12 protein-coding genes are annotated in these 15,143 nt (G+C 69.8%); 6 read left to right on the plus strand and 6 right to left on the minus strand.

All coding sequences use genetic code 11. The features are described from left to right. Positions 1-45 precede the first annotated feature (45 nt). The 6 genes from BMZ25_RS03130 to BMZ25_RS03155 are packed head-to-tail and all read left to right on the plus strand — an operon-like array spanning position 46 to position 6,327. Positions 46-2,121: an alpha-galactosidase gene (locus BMZ25_RS03130; protein ID WP_092688290.1), complete on the plus strand. Its 2,076-nt coding sequence runs from the start codon at positions 46-48 to the stop codon at positions 2,119-2,121. Between the two features lie 14 nt (positions 2,122-2,135). Further along, positions 2,136-2,906, plus strand: coding sequence for an SDR family NAD(P)-dependent oxidoreductase (locus BMZ25_RS03135; RefSeq protein WP_092688328.1), 771 nt, complete (start codon positions 2,136-2,138; stop codon positions 2,904-2,906). Next, positions 2,903-3,820, plus strand: coding sequence for a 2-dehydro-3-deoxygalactonokinase (locus BMZ25_RS03140; protein ID WP_092688331.1), 918 nt, complete (start codon positions 2,903-2,905; stop codon positions 3,818-3,820). The genes BMZ25_RS03135 and BMZ25_RS03140 overlap by 4 nt, the downstream gene beginning before the upstream one ends. Further along, entirely contained in the window at positions 3,817-4,422 is a 606-nt protein-coding gene (locus BMZ25_RS03145; protein ID WP_092688334.1) for a 2-dehydro-3-deoxy-6-phosphogalactonate aldolase, read from the plus strand. The genes BMZ25_RS03140 and BMZ25_RS03145 overlap by 4 nt, the downstream gene beginning before the upstream one ends. Continuing rightward, positions 4,419-5,270, plus strand: a complete 852-nt coding sequence (locus BMZ25_RS03150; RefSeq protein WP_092688337.1) for an SMP-30/gluconolactonase/LRE family protein — start codon at positions 4,419-4,421, stop codon at positions 5,268-5,270. The genes BMZ25_RS03145 and BMZ25_RS03150 overlap by 4 nt, the downstream gene beginning before the upstream one ends. A 55-nt stretch (positions 5,271-5,325) precedes the next feature. Continuing rightward, positions 5,326-6,327 (plus strand): aldose epimerase family protein, encoded by a 1,002-nt coding sequence (locus BMZ25_RS03155; RefSeq protein WP_092688340.1) that lies wholly within the window; start codon positions 5,326-5,328, stop codon positions 6,325-6,327. Between the two features lie 6 nt (positions 6,328-6,333). On the opposite strand, the gene BMZ25_RS03160 is transcribed toward BMZ25_RS03155, so the two are convergent. The 6 genes from BMZ25_RS03160 to BMZ25_RS03185 all read right to left on the minus strand — a co-directional run bounded on the left by BMZ25_RS03160 (position 6,334) and on the right by BMZ25_RS03185 (position 15,013). Then, positions 6,334-7,197: a dimethyl sulfoxide reductase anchor subunit family protein gene (locus BMZ25_RS03160; protein WP_092688343.1), complete on the minus strand. Its 864-nt coding sequence runs from the start codon at positions 7,195-7,197 to the stop codon at positions 6,334-6,336. Beyond that, the gene (locus BMZ25_RS03165; RefSeq protein WP_092688346.1) at positions 7,194-7,937 is read right to left on the minus strand and encodes a 4Fe-4S dicluster domain-containing protein; all 744 of its coding nucleotides are present in this window, start codon (positions 7,935-7,937) and stop codon (positions 7,194-7,196) included. The genes BMZ25_RS03160 and BMZ25_RS03165 overlap by 4 nt, the downstream gene beginning before the upstream one ends. Before the next feature lie 61 nt (positions 7,938-7,998). Continuing rightward, the gene (locus BMZ25_RS03170; RefSeq protein ID WP_092688349.1) at positions 7,999-10,824 is read right to left on the minus strand and encodes a molybdopterin oxidoreductase family protein; all 2,826 of its coding nucleotides are present in this window, start codon (positions 10,822-10,824) and stop codon (positions 7,999-8,001) included. Between the two features lie 173 nt (positions 10,825-10,997). Further along, positions 10,998-12,227: a DEAD/DEAH box helicase gene (locus tag BMZ25_RS03175; protein WP_092688352.1), complete on the minus strand. Its 1,230-nt coding sequence runs from the start codon at positions 12,225-12,227 to the stop codon at positions 10,998-11,000. A 370-nt stretch (positions 12,228-12,597) separates the two neighbouring features. Continuing rightward, positions 12,598-13,983 carry an aminotransferase family protein gene (locus BMZ25_RS03180; protein ID WP_092688355.1) on the minus strand — a complete coding sequence of 462 codons (1,386 nt, stop codon included), beginning with the start codon at positions 13,981-13,983 and terminating at the stop codon, positions 12,598-12,600. Between the two features lie 61 nt (positions 13,984-14,044). Next, positions 14,045-15,013 carry a LysR family transcriptional regulator gene (locus BMZ25_RS03185; RefSeq protein WP_092688358.1) on the minus strand — a complete coding sequence of 323 codons (969 nt, stop codon included), beginning with the start codon at positions 15,011-15,013 and terminating at the stop codon, positions 14,045-14,047. Positions 15,014-15,143 lie beyond the last annotated feature (130 nt).

Consider the following 15,143-nt stretch of genomic DNA (forward strand, 5'->3'; position numbering starts at 1 on the left):
CGCCGTGTTGGCGCGGACCGTGCGGCGCGGCCCGTCGGAGGCCGCATGAGCCACTGGCGCCTCGATACCCACCATCAGACACTGGTCTTCGGTCTCGCAGACGGCATGCCGGCGGCGCTCTATTGGGGGCCGCCGTTGCCGGCGGACGAGGACCTCGCCGCGCTCGAGGCGGCGGGGCAGAGCATGCTGACCGGTGGTATGCTGGACGCGCTTCCTCCGCTGACCCTCTGCCCCGAGGCGCGGCGCAGCTTTCCGGGACAGCCGGGCCTGTCGCTGTCGCGGCGGGGCGTTCCGCTGCACCCAAAGTTCGGTGGATGCACGGCCGAGGCGGGCGCGGGTACCCTGTCCCTCACCGTCACCGATGGTGACGCGGGCCTCGCGCTGACCTTCTCGTTCGAGGCCGACGCCGACACCGGGCTCATCACGGCCGCCACCCGCCTGCAAGCGTCCGAGCCGGTCGAGATCCACTGGCTCGCCGCGCCGGTCCTGCCCGGCCCGCAGCAGGCGGACGAGATCGTCGACATCGCCGGCCGCTGGATCGGAGAGTTCCAGCTGGTCCGCACCCCCTGGGCCCCCGGCATCCGCCTGCGCGAGGCGACGACGGGCCGGTCCGGGCACGAGCATCCGCCCTTCGCCCTGTTCCCCGACACCGGCGCCGGCCGGACCTCGGGCACGGTCCGCGCGATGGCCTTCGGCTGGTCCGGCGGCCACCGGATGATCGCCGAAGAGCTGCCCGAGGGGCGCCGCCAGATCCAGTGGGGCCACGCCGCGGGCTCGGTCGGGGCGCAGAGCGACTGGACGGTCGGTCCGTTGCAGCTTGCCGTCTCGGCCGAGGCCGGGATGGGCGGCACCGCCGCAGCCTTTCAACGCCATTTGTATGACAGGGTTGTGCACTGGCCGTGCACGCCCGGTGCACGCCCTGTGCATTACAATTGCTGGGAGGCGGTCTATTTCGATCACGACCTGCCCGTGCTCTCCGACATCGCCGAACGGGCCGCCGCGCTCGGGGCCGAACGCTTCGTGCTGGATGACGGCTGGTTCGGGCGGCGCGACGACGACACCAGCTCTCTCGGCGACTGGCAGGTCGATGCGTGGAAGTATCCCGATGGCCTCAAGCCATTGATAGAAAACGTCAAATCCCTGGGGATGAGCTTCGGTCTCTGGGTCGAGCCCGAGATGGTGAACCGCGACAGCGACCTCTACCGCGCCCATCCCGACTGGGCGCTCGGCGCCGAGGACCAGATCGAGGGCCGCGGTCAGCGCCTGCTGGACATGGCCAACCCGGCGGTCCGCGACCACCTCTTCGCCACCCTCGACGCCCTCCTTACCGCGAACGACATCGACTACCTCAAGTGGGACCACAACCGCGTCCTTCCCGCCCCGGACGCCGCGCAAACCACTGGAATATATGACCTTCTCGACCGGCTTCGCGCCGCGCACCCGCAGGTCGAGATCGAAAGCTGCGCCTCGGGCGGGGGGCGGATCGACACCGGCATCCTCTCGCGCACCCACCGCGTCTGGCTTTCCGACAGCAACGACGCGCTCGAACGCCTGCGCATGCAGCACGACGCCGCCCTGTTCCTTCCGGCGGCCATCACCGGCGCCCATGTCGGCCCGCGGGAATGTCACAACTCGGGCCGCATCCTGCCCATGAGCTTCCGCGCCTGGGTTGCCGCACAGCGCCACATGGGGCTGGAGATGGACCCGCGCGAGATCACGCCGGACGAGGCCGAGACGCTGAAGCGCGTGATTTCGTGGTACAAATCCACCCGCGCGTGGCGGATGGCGGGCGAGATCCGGACGCTCGACAGCGCCGATCCGGCGGTCACCGCCGAGATGCAGATCGCCCGCGACGGCGACCGGTTCGTGCTGTTCGCGGGCCAGTCCCGCGCCAGCGACCAGACTCTGCCGCGCCCGCTTCGCTTAACCGCCCTGCAACCCGACGCCCGCTATCGCTTGAGTCTGACCAACCCCGAGGACCTACCGCGTCAGGCCCACGGTCCCTCGGCGCTGCTCGACGGGCCCTTGACCCTCAGCGGCGCGGCTCTGATGCAGTCGGGGATCCGACTGCCCTGGTCGTGGCCCGCGACGATGTGGGTCGTCGAGGGAGAGCGCCTGTGACAGAGGAGACGCCTATGACCCCGCCTGCAATCTATCCCGATCTCAAGAACGCCTCGGTGTTCATTACCGGCGGAGGCTCTGGAATCGGCGCCGCCATCACCGAGGGGTTCCTCGAACAGGGCGCGCGCGTCGCCTTCGTTCAGCGCTCGGACGGCCACACCTTCGCCGACGTGATGGAAGAGAAATACGGCCGCCGTCCCCTCGCCATGCGGTGCGACGTGACCAAAGTCGCCGAGTTGCGCGCCTGCGTCGCCAAGGCCGCCGAAACGCAGGGGCCGATCCGCATCCTCGTGAACAACGCCGCCAACGACCAGCGGCACAGCACGCTCGAGGTCGACGAGGCGTTCTGGGACTGGTCGATGGCGATCAATCTCAAGGCGTATTTCTTCGCGGCGCAGGCCGTCATCCCCGGCATGCAGGAGGCCGGCGGCGGTGCGATCGTCAACATGTCCTCGATCAGCTACATGATGGGCAGCCCGGACTATCCCGCCTACACCACGGCCAATGCCGGGATCACCGGCATGACCCGCAGCCTCGCGCGCGAATTCGGGCCGCAGAAGATCCGCGTGAACGCGCTCGCGCCCGGCTGGGTGTTGACGGAAAAGCAGAAAGAGATGTGGGCGACCCCCGAGGGGCTCGAGGCGCATCTCGCCAAGACCGCACTGAAAGAGCACCTTGAACCCCGGGACATGGTCGGTGGCATCCTGTATCTTGCCTCCGATGCATCGCGCCGGATGACGGGGCAGTGCATGGCGGTCGACGGCGGCGTGGTGGTCTCGGGATGAAGAACGGCAGCGGATTGCATTGCGACTGGATCGCGGTCGACTGGGGCACCAGCCACTGCCGGGCCTGGGCGATGGCGTCCGATGGCCGGTGCCTGTCCGAGGCAAGCAACGCCTACGGCATGTCCAGGCTCGCCCCCGAAGAGTTCCAGTCCGCGCTCCTCGGCCTGATCGAGGGGTGGCTGGGCGGCGACGGCACGCTGGTGCTGGCCTGCGGCATGGTCGGGGCGCAAACCGGCTGGGTCGACGCGGGCTATCGCGGCGTGCCCTGCGCCCCGCGCGGCGATCAGCCGTTGAAGATCAGCGGCACCGACCGCCGCATCGACGTGCGGGTGCTGCCCGGATTGCGGCAGGACGACCCGGCGAACGTCATGCGCGGGGAAGAGACGCAGATCGCCGGCTTCCTGTCGCGGACGCCGGATTTCGACGGCGTCATCTGCCTGCCCGGCACCCATACCAAGTGGGCGCAGATCAGCGCCGGCGAGGTCGTGAGCTTTCAGACCGCGATGACGGGCGAGTTGTTCTCCGCCCTGACCGGCGCGACGATCCTGCGCCAGACCATCCCGGACGACGGCTGGGACGAGGACGCCTTTTCCGAGGCGGTCTCCGACGCCATGTCGCGCCCCCAGGCGCTTGCACTGCGGTTGTTTTCCCTGCGGGCCGAGGCGCTGCTCAAGGGGCTCGACGGGGCGGCGGCGCGGGCGCGGCTGTCGGGCCTGCTGATCGGGATCGAGCTGGCCGCGACGCGTCCCTATTGGCTGGGGCAGGACGTGGCGCTGATCGGGGCGCCCGCGCTGTCGGCCGCCTATGCCGAGGCGCTCGGCGCGCAGGGCCTCGCACCACAGGCCGCCGACGCGACCGAGATGACCCTGGCGGGCCTCACCGCCGCCCGAAACGGCCTGAAGGAGGTTTCATGAGCCGACCGCTGATCGCCATCCTGCGGGGTATCGACCCGAGCGAGGCGGTGCCCGTCGCGACCGCGCTGATCGAGGCCGGTATCACCCGGATCGAGGTGCCGCTGAACTCGCCCGCGCCCTTCGACAGCATCGCCGCGATGTCCGACGCGCACGGCACCGACGCGCTGATTGGTGCGGGCACCGTGCTCGACCGCGAGGACGTGGGCCGGGTGCGTGCCGCGGGCGGGCGTCTCGTCGTGGCGCCCAACTGCGACCCCGACGTGATCGCGGCCACCCTCAAGCGCGAGATGCAGTGCCTGCCCGGTGTCCTGACGCCCACCGAGTGCTTCGCGGCGCTCAGGGCCGGGGCGACGGGGCTCAAGGTGTTTCCGGCCTTTCAGATGGGGATCGACGGGCTCAAGGCGCTGCGCGCGGTGCTTCCGGCGGAAACGCTCGTCTACATGGTGGGCGGTGTGGGCCCGCGCGAGTTCGGCGACTGGCTGACCGCCGGCGCCAGCGGGTTCGGCCTGGGCACGTCGCTCTACCGGCCCGGCGACGCGGCGGCGGACGTCAAGGCCCGCGCGGTCGACATGGTCGCCGCTTATGACGAGGTTGCACCATGATCTTCGACGACCGCCACTGCACCCTGGGCGAAGGACCGCTCTGGCATCCCGTCCGTGAACAGCTCTTCTGGTTCGACATCATGGGCAAGCGCCTGCTCAGCCGCGAGGGCGACACGCCGCTCGTGTGGGAGTTCGACGAGCATGTCTCGGCCGCCGGATGGGTGGACCGCGACACGCTGCTGATCGCGTCGGACCGCCGGCTGCTGACGCTTGACCTGAAAGGCGACACCTGCACCACGGTCTGCCCGCTCGAGGCCGACAATCCCGCCACCCGTTCGAACGACGGGCGGGCCGACCCGTGGGGCGGGTTCTGGATCGGCACGATGGGTCTGAACGCCGAACCGGGCGCTGGGGCGATCTATCGCTATCACAAGGGCGAGCTGCGGACGCTGGTCGCGCCGATCTCGATCCCCAACGCGATCTGCTTCACACCGGATGCGGGGCACGCCCATTTCGCCGACACCCCCACCGGCACGATCTGGCGTGTCGCGATGGACAAGGACGGGTGGTTCGCCGGCGAGCCCGAGCCGTGGGTGGACCTGACCGACTGGGACGGACGCCCCGACGGCGCGGTGATCGACGCCGAGGGGGTGTTCTGGAACGCGCAGTTCGGCGCGGGCCGCGTCGCCGCCTACGACGCGCGGGGGCAGTTCGTGCGGTCGGTCACGCTCACCGGATCGCAGACGACATGCCCGGCCTTCGGTGGGCCCGACCTGTCGACCCTCTTCTGCACTTCGGCGCAGGAGGGGCTCGATGCAGCTCAGATCAACTCCAACGCCGACCACGGCCGCACCTTCGCCATCGAGGACGTGGCAACGGGCCGGCCCGAGCCGCAGATCAGGCTTTGACCGCGGCGGGGAACGCCGGCGCGCGGGGGCCGTTGAACTCGGAAATGGAGACAGAATGATACCCGGAACAGACCTGTTCGGCACCCAGTCCGATGGCCGCACCGTCGAGGTCGTGCGCCTGTCGAACGATCGGATCTCGGCCGCGATCCTGACGCGCGGGGCGATCCTGCAGGACCTCAGGCTGGCCGGTCTCGACCGTCCGCTGGTGCTGGGCTCGCCCGACCTTGCGGCCTACGAGGGGCCGATGGCCTTTTTCGGCGCCGTGATCGCGCCCGTGGCGAACCGCCTGCGCGACGCCACAGCCCCGATCGACGGCGAGCGGCGCAGCTTTGACACCGACGCGCCTCACAACCTGCACAGCGGGGCCGCCGGCGCCCATGCGCAGCTGTGGGAGATCTCGGACCGCTCCGAGACGGCGGTGACGCTGACCCTGGACCTGCCGGACGGGCTGTCGGGGTTCCCCGGCCACCGGTCCCTGACGGCCGTCTACGCGCTCGACGGGGCGGCGCTGCGCTTTGCCGTCACGGCCACCACCGACCGGCCGACGCTGATGAACGTGGCGCACCACGCCTACTGGAGCCTCGGCCCCGATCTGGACTGGACGGGCCAGCGGCTCGAGATCGCGGCGGATCGTGTACTGCCGGTCGACGACGCGACCGTGCCCACCGGAGAGATCCGCGCCGTCGACGGCACGGGCTACGATTTCCGCGCGGGGCAGGTGCTGGATCCTGAGACGACCGTACCGCTCGACCACAATTTCTGCCTGTCGGACACGCGGGTCGCCAGCCGCCCGGTGATGAGGCTGACCGCGACCGACGGCCTGTCGATGACGATCGAGACGACCGAGCCGGGATTGCAGGTGTTCGACGGGCGCCCGATGGACACCTCGCCTCATGCCGGCCACCACGGTAAGCCCTACGGCCCCCGCGCCGGCATGGCGATCGAGCCGCAGATGTGGCCCGACGCGCCGAACCACGAGGGCTTCACCGACATCACCCTGCGCCCCGGAGAGACCTATCGCGCCGAAAGCGTGTTCCGCTTCGCCCTGCCGGACTGAGCGGCGTCAGCGGCCGTAATACAGCCCGACCACGTGCTCGGCCTCGGCGAAGAACAGCCACCGCGCCACGACCACGCCCGCCGCGTGGGACAGCACGGCCGCCACGCCGAGGAGGTGCGAGAAGGGCAGGGCGAGCAGCACCAGCGGCAGCGCGAAGGCCAGCACCAGCGCGATCGAGCGCAGCTTGGTCGCGTGCTTGCGCGCTACCACGAAGACCATCTCTTCGGTGACGTAGTTCTCGCCGGTATGGGGCCTCTCGAACAGGCGGACATGGCCGTGCAGGCCGGTTGCCGTGTTGCGCGTGCCGAACCGGCGGGCGACCCGCGCGTCGCCCGTCCGCCACGCAAGGAACTGGGCAATCCCGGTCGCCGCCAGCAGCGCCATCGCCATGGTCACCTGCCCCGCCAACAGCGCGCCGCCGGTCACCGCATAGGCGACGAACATCGCCGGCGTCGACCAGTGATGCCAGCGCGGGACCGCCCGAAGCGCCGCATAGATCGACCCGGTGCACATCACCGTCGCGATACAGGCCGCCGCGGCGAGGATCCCGATCGGCCAGAGCCGCGGCCCGTCGAACAGCAGCGGCAGGGCATAGAGCCCGGTCAGCCCCAGCGCCGTCACCGACGCCCAGGCCTCGCGGCTGAGCCACGATGTCCGCCATTCGCGGAACGCCTTCAGCGCCCGTTCCGGTCGGCCCAGGTGCAGGGCCGAGATCGACAGCCCGCCCCCAGCCAGCAGGAAGCTGATCGCGAAGAATGCGAACGCCCCCCAGCCCGACACCGGCGGCAGCCCCAGCGACAGGAAGACCAGCAGCCCGAGGCCCAGCCCCGACAGCGTGGTGAAGGCCAGAAGCGAGGCGGCAGGCTTCATCCCATGCGCTCCAGCGCCTTGTCGAGCCAGCCGAGAAAACCGCGCGGCTCGTCGGCCACCGGGGCCAGGAGCGGCGCGAGCACGTCGATCTCCTCGTCCTTCGGGCGCGGGGGCAGGTACTTGTTCACGGGCTTGGTGCCCTGTTCCGGCATCAGGTCCATGCCGCCGCGCTCTTCGACGAGCTGCGACACCGCGCTTTCGGGGTCGCCCAGATCGCCGAAATGCCGCGCGCCCGTGGGGCAGGTTCGCACGCAGGCCGGCTCTCGGTCGATGGGGTCGAGGTTCTCGTTGTCGATCCGGTCGACGCAGAGCGTGCACTTCTTCATCACCTGCGCCGACGGGTCCATCTCGCGCGCGCCATAGGGACAGGCCCAGGCGCACAGGCCGCAGCCGATGCACTCGTCCTCGTTGACCAGGACGATCCCGTCCTCGGCGCGTTTCCAGCTTGCGCCGGTGGGGCAGACGGTGACGCAGGGCGCGTCGTCGCAATGCAGGCACGAGCGCGGGAAATGCACCAGCTGCGCCGGCCCGCTCTCGGGCGTGACCTCGAACGAGTGGACGCGGTTCAGGAACGCGCCGACCGGCTCTTCGCCATAGGCGTCGTCATCGGCGAGCGGGGCGCCGTAATTCTCGGTGTTCCAGCCCTTGCAAGCCGTCACGCAGGCATGGCAGCCGACGCAGATGTCCAGGTCGATCACCAGCCCCAGCTTGCGCTCCGTCGTTTCGGGGAGGTCGGTCATGGCGCCCCTCTCGTCGTGGCAAGGTCAGTTCCGCAGGGGCCGCGGACGGGCAGGCGGACGGTCATTCGCCCACCTTCTGCGCCACGGTCTTCGGCCCGCGCCCCACGGGTGAGGCCTGCGGTTCGGTCACCGGATAACTTTCCCCCGGATCGCGGTCGACCCGTTCGATCCGCACCCGTAGGTCGAACCACGCCGCCTGTCCGGTCACCGGGTCCGAGTTCGACCAGCGCAGGCCATCGCCCTTTTCGGGCAGCAGCTCGTGGATCAGGTGGTTCAGCAGAAAGCCCTTGGTCGCCTCGGGCGCCTTGTCGTCCAGCGCCCAGGCGCCCTTGCGCTTGCCGATCGCGTTCCACGTCCAGACCGTGTTGTCGTTCAGTGCGGCCATCTCGGCGACCGGCACCACGATCTCGCCATGGGCTGAGCTGACCCGCGCCCAGTCGCCCTCGGAAAACCCGTGCGCCTGCCAGAGATGCGACGGCAGGTAGAGCGGGTTCGACCCGTGGATCTGGCGCAGCCACGCGTTCTGCCCGCCCCACGAGTGGTACATCGCCGGCGGCCGCTGGGTCAGGGCGTGCAGCGGGTATTCCACCGGGTCGGCGTGGCCGTCCTCCATCGGCGGATACCAGATCGGCAGGGGATCGAGCGTCAGCTTGATCCGCTCTCGCAGGTGGTCGGGCGGCTGCGGCTCGGTCCGGCCCTCGGCCGCCAGCTGGAACCGGCGTAACGGCTCGCAGAACAGGTCGAACAGATAGGGCCGCGGCGCATCCGTCAGCCCGGTCTCGACCGCCCAATCCTGGTAGGCCATGTTCCACGGCTTGTAGAACGCCCCCTCCGCCGGGACATGGCCCATCCAGAAGCCGCCATTGGCGATGTAGGAGTCGAGCTGCGCCTCGTTCGGCGCCCCGCGCCCGTGGGTCATCCCCGTCTCGCCCACGCGCCAGCCGGCCAGCGGCCCGACACCCGGGCGCCGCTCGTGCCGGATCATGTAGTCGGCATAATCGGCATAGCGCGGCGTGCCGTCCTCTTCGACGAAGCCGGGCAGCCCCAGCCGCGCGGCAAGGTCCACCAGCACGGACTGGAACCCGCGCACATCCCTGTCGGGTTCGACCACCGGCCAGCGGATCGCGTCGGCGGCGGCGTCCGGCTCCGAGATCGGCCGGTCGAGAAGAGAGATGCAATCGTGCCGCTCGAGATAGGTCGTGTCCGGCAGCACGAGGTCGGCATAGGCAACCATCTCCGAGGAATAGGCGTCGGAATAGATGATCCGGGGGATGACGTACTCGCCGTCCTCGTCGGTGTCCGAAAGCATCTCCATCGCCCGCCCCGTGCCCATGGACGAGTTCCAGGCCATGTTCGCCATGTAGAGGAACAGCGTGTCGATCCGGTAGGGATCGCCGGCATGGGCGTTCGAGATCACCATGTGCATCAGCCCGTGGGCCGACATCGGGTTCTCCCAGGTGAACGCCTTGTCGATGCGCGCCGGCGTGCCGTCCTCGCGGTAGAGCAGGTCCTCGGGCCCGTGGACAAAGCCCAGATGCGGCCCGTCCAGGGGCTGCCCGGGATGCGGATCGGCGCAGGGCTTGGGGTGCGCTTCGGCGGATTTGGGGTAGGGCGGCTTGAACCGGAACCCGCCCGGCGTCTCGACGCTGCCCAGCAGGATCTGCAGGAAATGCAGCGCCCGACAGGTCTGGAACCCGTTGGAATGAGCCGAGATGCCGCGCATCGCGTGGACGCTGACCGGCCGCCCGATCATCTTCTCGTGCCGTTCCCCGCGGAAGTCGGTCCAGGGCTGGTCGATCTCGATCGCCTGGTCGAAGGCGACATGCGCCAGCTCGGCCGCGATGCGGCGGATGCGCGCCGCCGGCACGCCCGTGCGGCCCTCGACCGCCTCGGGCGCGAAGTCCTTCGACAGGTAGCGCCCGGCGATCAGCTGGAACACGCTGCGATGGGTGATCCCGGCCCGCCGCACCTTGCCCCGCAGGTCCGGCTTCACCCCCGCGCCGTCATAGGGGGCCGGCCGCCCGGTGCGCCGGTCGATGACCAGCAGCCGGTCCTCGTCATCGCGCAGAAGCAGGCCGTAGCGGTCGGATTTCGGATCCTCGTCCACCAGCGCCGGTGCGTTGGTCCAGCGCGCCAGGTAGTCGAGGTCGATCTTGCCCGCCTCCAGCAGGCAATGCACCAGCGCCAGGATGAACAGGCCGTCGGTCCCCGGCGTGATGCCGACCCATTCGTCCGCCACCGCGTTATAGCCGGTGCGGATCGGGTTCACGCCGATGGTCTTGACGCCGCGCTCCTTCAGCCGCCCCAGCCCCATCTTGAGCGGGTTGCTGTCGTGGTCCTCGGCGACGCCGAACAGGAGGAACAGCTTGGTCCGCTCCCAGTCCGGCTGGCCGAACTCCCAGAACGCCCCGCCCATCGTGTAGATGCCCGCCGCCGCCATGTTGACCGAGCAGAAGCCGCCATGGGCGGCATAGTTCGGCGTGCCAAAGGCCTGCGCCCAGTACGAGGTGAAGCTCTGGCTCTGGTCCCGGCCGGTGAAGAACGCCAGCTTCTCGGGCGCCGACTCGCGGATCGGCTTCATCCAGGACACCGCCAGCTCCAGCGCCTCGTCCCAGCTGATCTCCTCGAACTCGCCCGATCCCCGCGGCCCGGTGCGTTTCAGGGGCGCGCGCAGGCGGGCGGGCGACAGGTGCTGCATGATCCCCGAGGCACCCTTGGCGCACAGCACGCCGTGGTTCACAGGGTGATCGCGGTTGCCCTCGATATAGGCGACCTCGCCGTTCTTGAGATGCACGTCGATCCCGCAGCGACAGGCGCACATGTAGCATGTGGTCTTGCGGACCTCGTCCGAGACTTTCGGCGAGCGGTCGGGATCGGGCTGGCGCATCACGGCCCCATGTGGATCATTCGTGTATCAATTAGCAGATCCACCGCCATATGCGAGGGGCCGGGCGCAATCTCCCGGCCCGCCGCGTCAGACGAGCCCCGGAGCCGACTCTGTCGTGGACCCGCCCCGATGCGCCGAAGCTTGGCCCGTCCCGGCCCCCTTGTGCAAGCGGATCAGGCGGCCTTGCGCCCGCGGCCGCGCCCGCCACGCCGGGGCCCGCGCTGTTGCTTGCCGCCGGGCTTGCCGGCCGGGGCGGGCCGGCCGCCGCGCGGCGCCTCCCAGGGCGTGCCGCCCGCGACCGGGATCGACGCCTTCAGCGCCTTCTCGATGTCGCGCAGCTCGCCCATCTCGGCGGGGGCGCAGAACGCGACCGCGCGGCCCGACTGGCCCGCCCGTGCGGTGCGGCCGATGCGGTGGACATAGTTCTCGGCCACGTTCGGCAGGTCGTAGTTGTATACATGCGCCACACCGGGAATGTCGATCCCGCGCGCCGCCACGTCGGTGGCCACCAGCACCCGGGTGTCGCCCGAGCGGAACGCGTCGATCGCGCGGCCCCGCTGGCCCTGGCTCTTGTTGCCGTGGATCGACGCCGCCGGAAACCCGGCCGAGACGAGGGACTTCATCAGCCGCTCGGCACCGTGCTTGGTCCGGGCAAAGACCAGCGCCCGCTCCTCGCGGTGGCCCGACAGCCGGTCCTTCAGCAACGCCGTCTTCTCGGTCTGGGCGACGAAATGCACCTCCTGGCTCACCTTGTCGGCCACCTGGCCCGACCGCGCGACCTCGACGCGCACGGGGTCCGACAGGTAGGTGTCGGCCAGCTCGCCCATCTGCTTCGGCATCGTCGCCGAGAACAGCAGCGTCTGCCGCTCGCGCGCCAGCAGCGGCGCGATCTTCCGCAGCGCGTGGATGAAGCCCAGGTCCAGCATCTGGTCGGCCTCGTCCAGCACCAGGAAACGCGTCTCCGACAGGGACACGGCGCCCCGGTCCAGAAGGTCGATCAGCCGGCCGGGCGTCGCCACCAGCAGGTCCGTGCCCCGCGCCAGGCGCTGCGCCTGCGCGTTCAGCGAGGCGCCGCCGACGACGAGGTTGACCTTCAGGTGCGTGCCCCCCGTGAAACCCTTCACGTTGTCCGAGATCTGCTTGGCCAGCTCGCGCGTCGGCGCCAGGACAAGCCCGCGCACCGATTTCGGTGCCGGCTTTGTCCCGACCTTCAGCAGGGCGTCGACCAGCGGCAGGCCGAAGGCGGCGGTCTTGCCGGTCCCCGTCTGGGCAAGACCCAGGACGTCGCGGCCCTCCATCGCGGGCGGGATCGCCTGCTTCTGGATCGGGGTCGGGTCGGTGATGCCCTGCTCGGCGAGGGCGGCGGTAAGGCGGGGCGCAAGCCCCAACATGTCGAAATCCATGAGGACTCCTTGAACGGCCGGCGGCATCGCCGTCCGGCTTGTACGGAAGAGGCGGCCGCGAAAGGTCGCGGCGGCGCGGCGGTCGGGTTGCGCCCGGTCGTTGCGGGCGCTGCCCCCCGCGCGTGAATTCGGGAAACAGATCGGCCGGCGGACGATGGGCCCTCGCGGGGCCCGCTGCTCACGCGGCAGCCGTCGGCGTCCCCGCCACATGCGCCGCGGGGCGCTCCATGTCAATCCCGACGCTCTCTTGGGACCCGGAAATATCTCGGGGGAGCCGCCGCAGGCGGCGGGGGCAGAGCCCCCTCGCGCGCCCGCCTCGGGCGGGCGCCAAGATCGCGCGGCGCGCCCGAACGGGCGCGCCTCCGCAGGGTCAGGCCATGACCCGCGACAGGGCGCCGTCGATCGCGCCGGTGATCGCGTCGATGTCGTCTGCGGTGGCGATCAGCGGCGGCGACAGGCACAGGGTGTTGTTGAAGCCGGGGACCGAACGGTTGGTGCAGCCGATGATCACGCCCTGCTGCATGCAGTCGGCGACCACCGCCTTCACCCGCCCCTCGTCCATCGGCTCCTTCGTGGCGCGGTCGGCCACCAGCTCGGCGCCGCAGAACAGCCCCTTGCCGCGCACGTCGCCGATGACGGCGTGCTTGTCGGACAGCGCCTCGAGATTGGCGATCACGCGCTCGCCCATGGCGACGGTGTTCTCCAGCAGGCCCTCCTCCTCGATGATCGCCATGTTCTCCAGCGCGGCGGCGGGGCCGGCGGTGCAGCCGCCGAAGGTCGAGATGTCGCGGAAATAGTTCAGCGGGTCGTCGGGATCGTCCTTGAACATTTCGAACACCGCCTCGGTCGTGACGCAGCACGAGATCGCGGCATAGCCCGACGCCACGCCCTTGGCCATCGTCACGATGTCGGGCTCGATGCCGTAGTTCTGGTACCCGAACCAGGTGCCGGTGCGCCCGACGCCGCAGACCACCTCGTCGATCATCAAGAGCACGTCGTACTTGCGGCAGATCTCCTGCACCCGCGGCCAGTAGCCCGGCGGCGGCGGGATCACGCCGCCCCCGGCGGTGACCGGTTCCAGACACAGCCCGCCCACGGTGTCGGGGCCCTCGCGCAGGATCACTTCCTCGATCGCGTCGGCGGCGCGCTGGCCGTATTCCTCGCCCGAGAGGTCCCACTGGGCGCGGTATTCCAGGCAATGCGGCACCGGCACGAAGGCCGGCGTCATCGGCCCGTACTGCATGTTCCGCTCTTCCTGGCCGCCGGCCGACAGGCAGGCGATCGTGGTGCCGTGGTAGTCACGCTCGCGGTAGAGGATCTTGTTCTTCCTGCCGCCATGGCGCTTGTGCGCGATCTGGCGGATCATCTTGAAGCCCTTCTCGTTCGCCTCCGACCCCGAGTTGGCGTAATAGACCCGGCTCATCCCCGGCATCTTCGCCACCAGCGCCTCGGCGAAGCGCGCGCCGGGGATCGAGCCCTGGGCCCCGGCGAAGAAGTTCAGCTTGACCAGCTGGTCCCGCACGGCATCGGCGATCCGCTCGCGGCCATAGCCGACATTGACGGTCCACACCCCGCCCGAGACGCCGTCGATATGCTCCTTGCCGGCGATGTCCCAGACGCGCAGGCCCTTGCCCTCGACGATGATCTTGGGATCGACCGTCTCGAACGGCTTGTGCTGGATGAGGTGGTGCCAGACATGGGCGCGGTCCGCCTCGATCACGGCGCACGGGTCGTTGGCGTTGAGCGGCAAGGTCATCGCATCCTCCGATTGAAGCTCGCCAAGTCGACGCCCAATGGCGCGCGCCGTCAAGGGGGGCTCAGTCCGGATCGTGCAGAACCAGGCTTCCCTCGAGCCACGGCTCGCGGTCGAGCATGGGCGTGACGATCCGGTCGCGCAGCATCTGGCGCAGCGCCTCGGCCAAGTCGCGGGCCACGTCGTCGATCCAGTCGCCCTTGGAAAAGACCGAGATGGTGCGGGCGAAGGGCGGCATCGGCACCGGGTGCAGGTCGATGTCGTCGCGGAATCGCTTGGCCCTGAGGAACGACAGCGGCGTGGTCACTGCCCAGCCCGCCCCGGCGGCGACCAGGGCATGCAGCGATTGCACGCTGTCCAGCTCGAACCGGTTGGGTATCTCGAACTGCATCATCTGCAGCGCGCGCTCGATCTGCCGGCCGATCAGCTGGTCCTGACTGTAGCGCAGCATTGGCAGGCCCGTCACGGTATCCGACAGGGCGGCGGGGTCCAGCGGGATGCCGGCGGGAAGCGCCAGCACGAAGGGGTCGTCGATCAGCGGGCGCACCTTCAGCCCGTCCGCCCCGGAATCCGGTGTCGCGGCGATCGCCACGTCGATCTCGCCATCCTGCAACATCTGCACCAGCACGTGGCTCGGCTTGGTGCGCATGCGGAAGCGGCAGTTGGTCAGCGTCCCGGCCAGCGTGGTGGCGAGCGCGGGGGTAATCTCGCTCTCGAAATCGTCGATCACGCCCAGCCCCAGCTCGGTCAGGTGCGACAGCTCCAGCACCGTCGCCTCGGCCTGGGCCTGCCGGATCTGGGCCAGCGCCTCCTGCGTGCGCCGCAGGAAGACCTGTCCGGCGGGGGTCAGCGACATCGGCCGGCGCGAGTGATCCAGCAGCGGCCGTCCGATACTGTCCTCGAGCGTCTTGAGCTGTTGCGAAACCGCCGGGAGGCTCAAGCCCGCGCGCTCGGCCGTCTTGGCCACCGATCCGGTCCGAGCGATGATCTCGAAAAGCTCCAGGCCACGGAGCGAGATACCCTTGGCGATCATTAAGTCCGTCCATGTCTTGCCGGCTTGCGGGTATACGCGGGCCGGCAGAAGCGTCAGCGTCCAGCCGCCTTGCTTCAATGTGGGGCCGGCATATCATTCCGCCATGCCGGCATGAATGTTTTTGACGACC

The organism is Tranquillimonas rosea (assembly GCF_900111315.1).
GTDB lineage: Bacteria > Pseudomonadota > Alphaproteobacteria > Rhodobacterales > Rhodobacteraceae > Tranquillimonas > Tranquillimonas rosea.

What these genes read in the sequence shown, in the direction of transcription:
- BMZ25_RS03145 (WP_092688334.1), top strand. Translation starts at nt 3,817, where the DNA reads ATGAGCCGACCGCTGATCGCCATCCTGCGGGGTATCGACCCGAGCGAG.
- BMZ25_RS03185 (WP_092688358.1), bottom strand. Translation starts at nt 15,013, where the DNA reads ATGATCGCCAAGGGTATCTCGCTCCGTGGCCTGGAGCTTTTCGAGATC.
- BMZ25_RS03155 (WP_092688340.1), top strand. Translation starts at nt 5,326, where the DNA reads ATGATACCCGGAACAGACCTGTTCGGCACCCAGTCCGATGGCCGCACC.
- BMZ25_RS03160 (WP_092688343.1), bottom strand. Translation starts at nt 7,197, where the DNA reads ATGAAGCCTGCCGCCTCGCTTCTGGCCTTCACCACGCTGTCGGGGCTG.
- BMZ25_RS03135 (WP_092688328.1), top strand. Translation starts at nt 2,136, where the DNA reads ATGACCCCGCCTGCAATCTATCCCGATCTCAAGAACGCCTCGGTGTTC.
- BMZ25_RS03180 (WP_092688355.1), bottom strand. Translation starts at nt 13,983, where the DNA reads ATGACCTTGCCGCTCAACGCCAACGACCCGTGCGCCGTGATCGAGGCG.
- BMZ25_RS03150 (WP_092688337.1), top strand. Translation starts at nt 4,419, where the DNA reads ATGATCTTCGACGACCGCCACTGCACCCTGGGCGAAGGACCGCTCTGG.
- BMZ25_RS03130 (WP_092688290.1), top strand. Translation starts at nt 46, where the DNA reads ATGAGCCACTGGCGCCTCGATACCCACCATCAGACACTGGTCTTCGGT.
- BMZ25_RS03170 (WP_092688349.1), bottom strand. Translation starts at nt 10,824, where the DNA reads ATGCGCCAGCCCGATCCCGACCGCTCGCCGAAAGTCTCGGACGAGGTC.
- BMZ25_RS03140 (WP_092688331.1), top strand. Translation starts at nt 2,903, where the DNA reads ATGAAGAACGGCAGCGGATTGCATTGCGACTGGATCGCGGTCGACTGG.
- BMZ25_RS03175 (WP_092688352.1), bottom strand. Translation starts at nt 12,227, where the DNA reads ATGGATTTCGACATGTTGGGGCTTGCGCCCCGCCTTACCGCCGCCCTC.
- BMZ25_RS03165 (WP_092688346.1), bottom strand. Translation starts at nt 7,937, where the DNA reads ATGACCGACCTCCCCGAAACGACGGAGCGCAAGCTGGGGCTGGTGATC.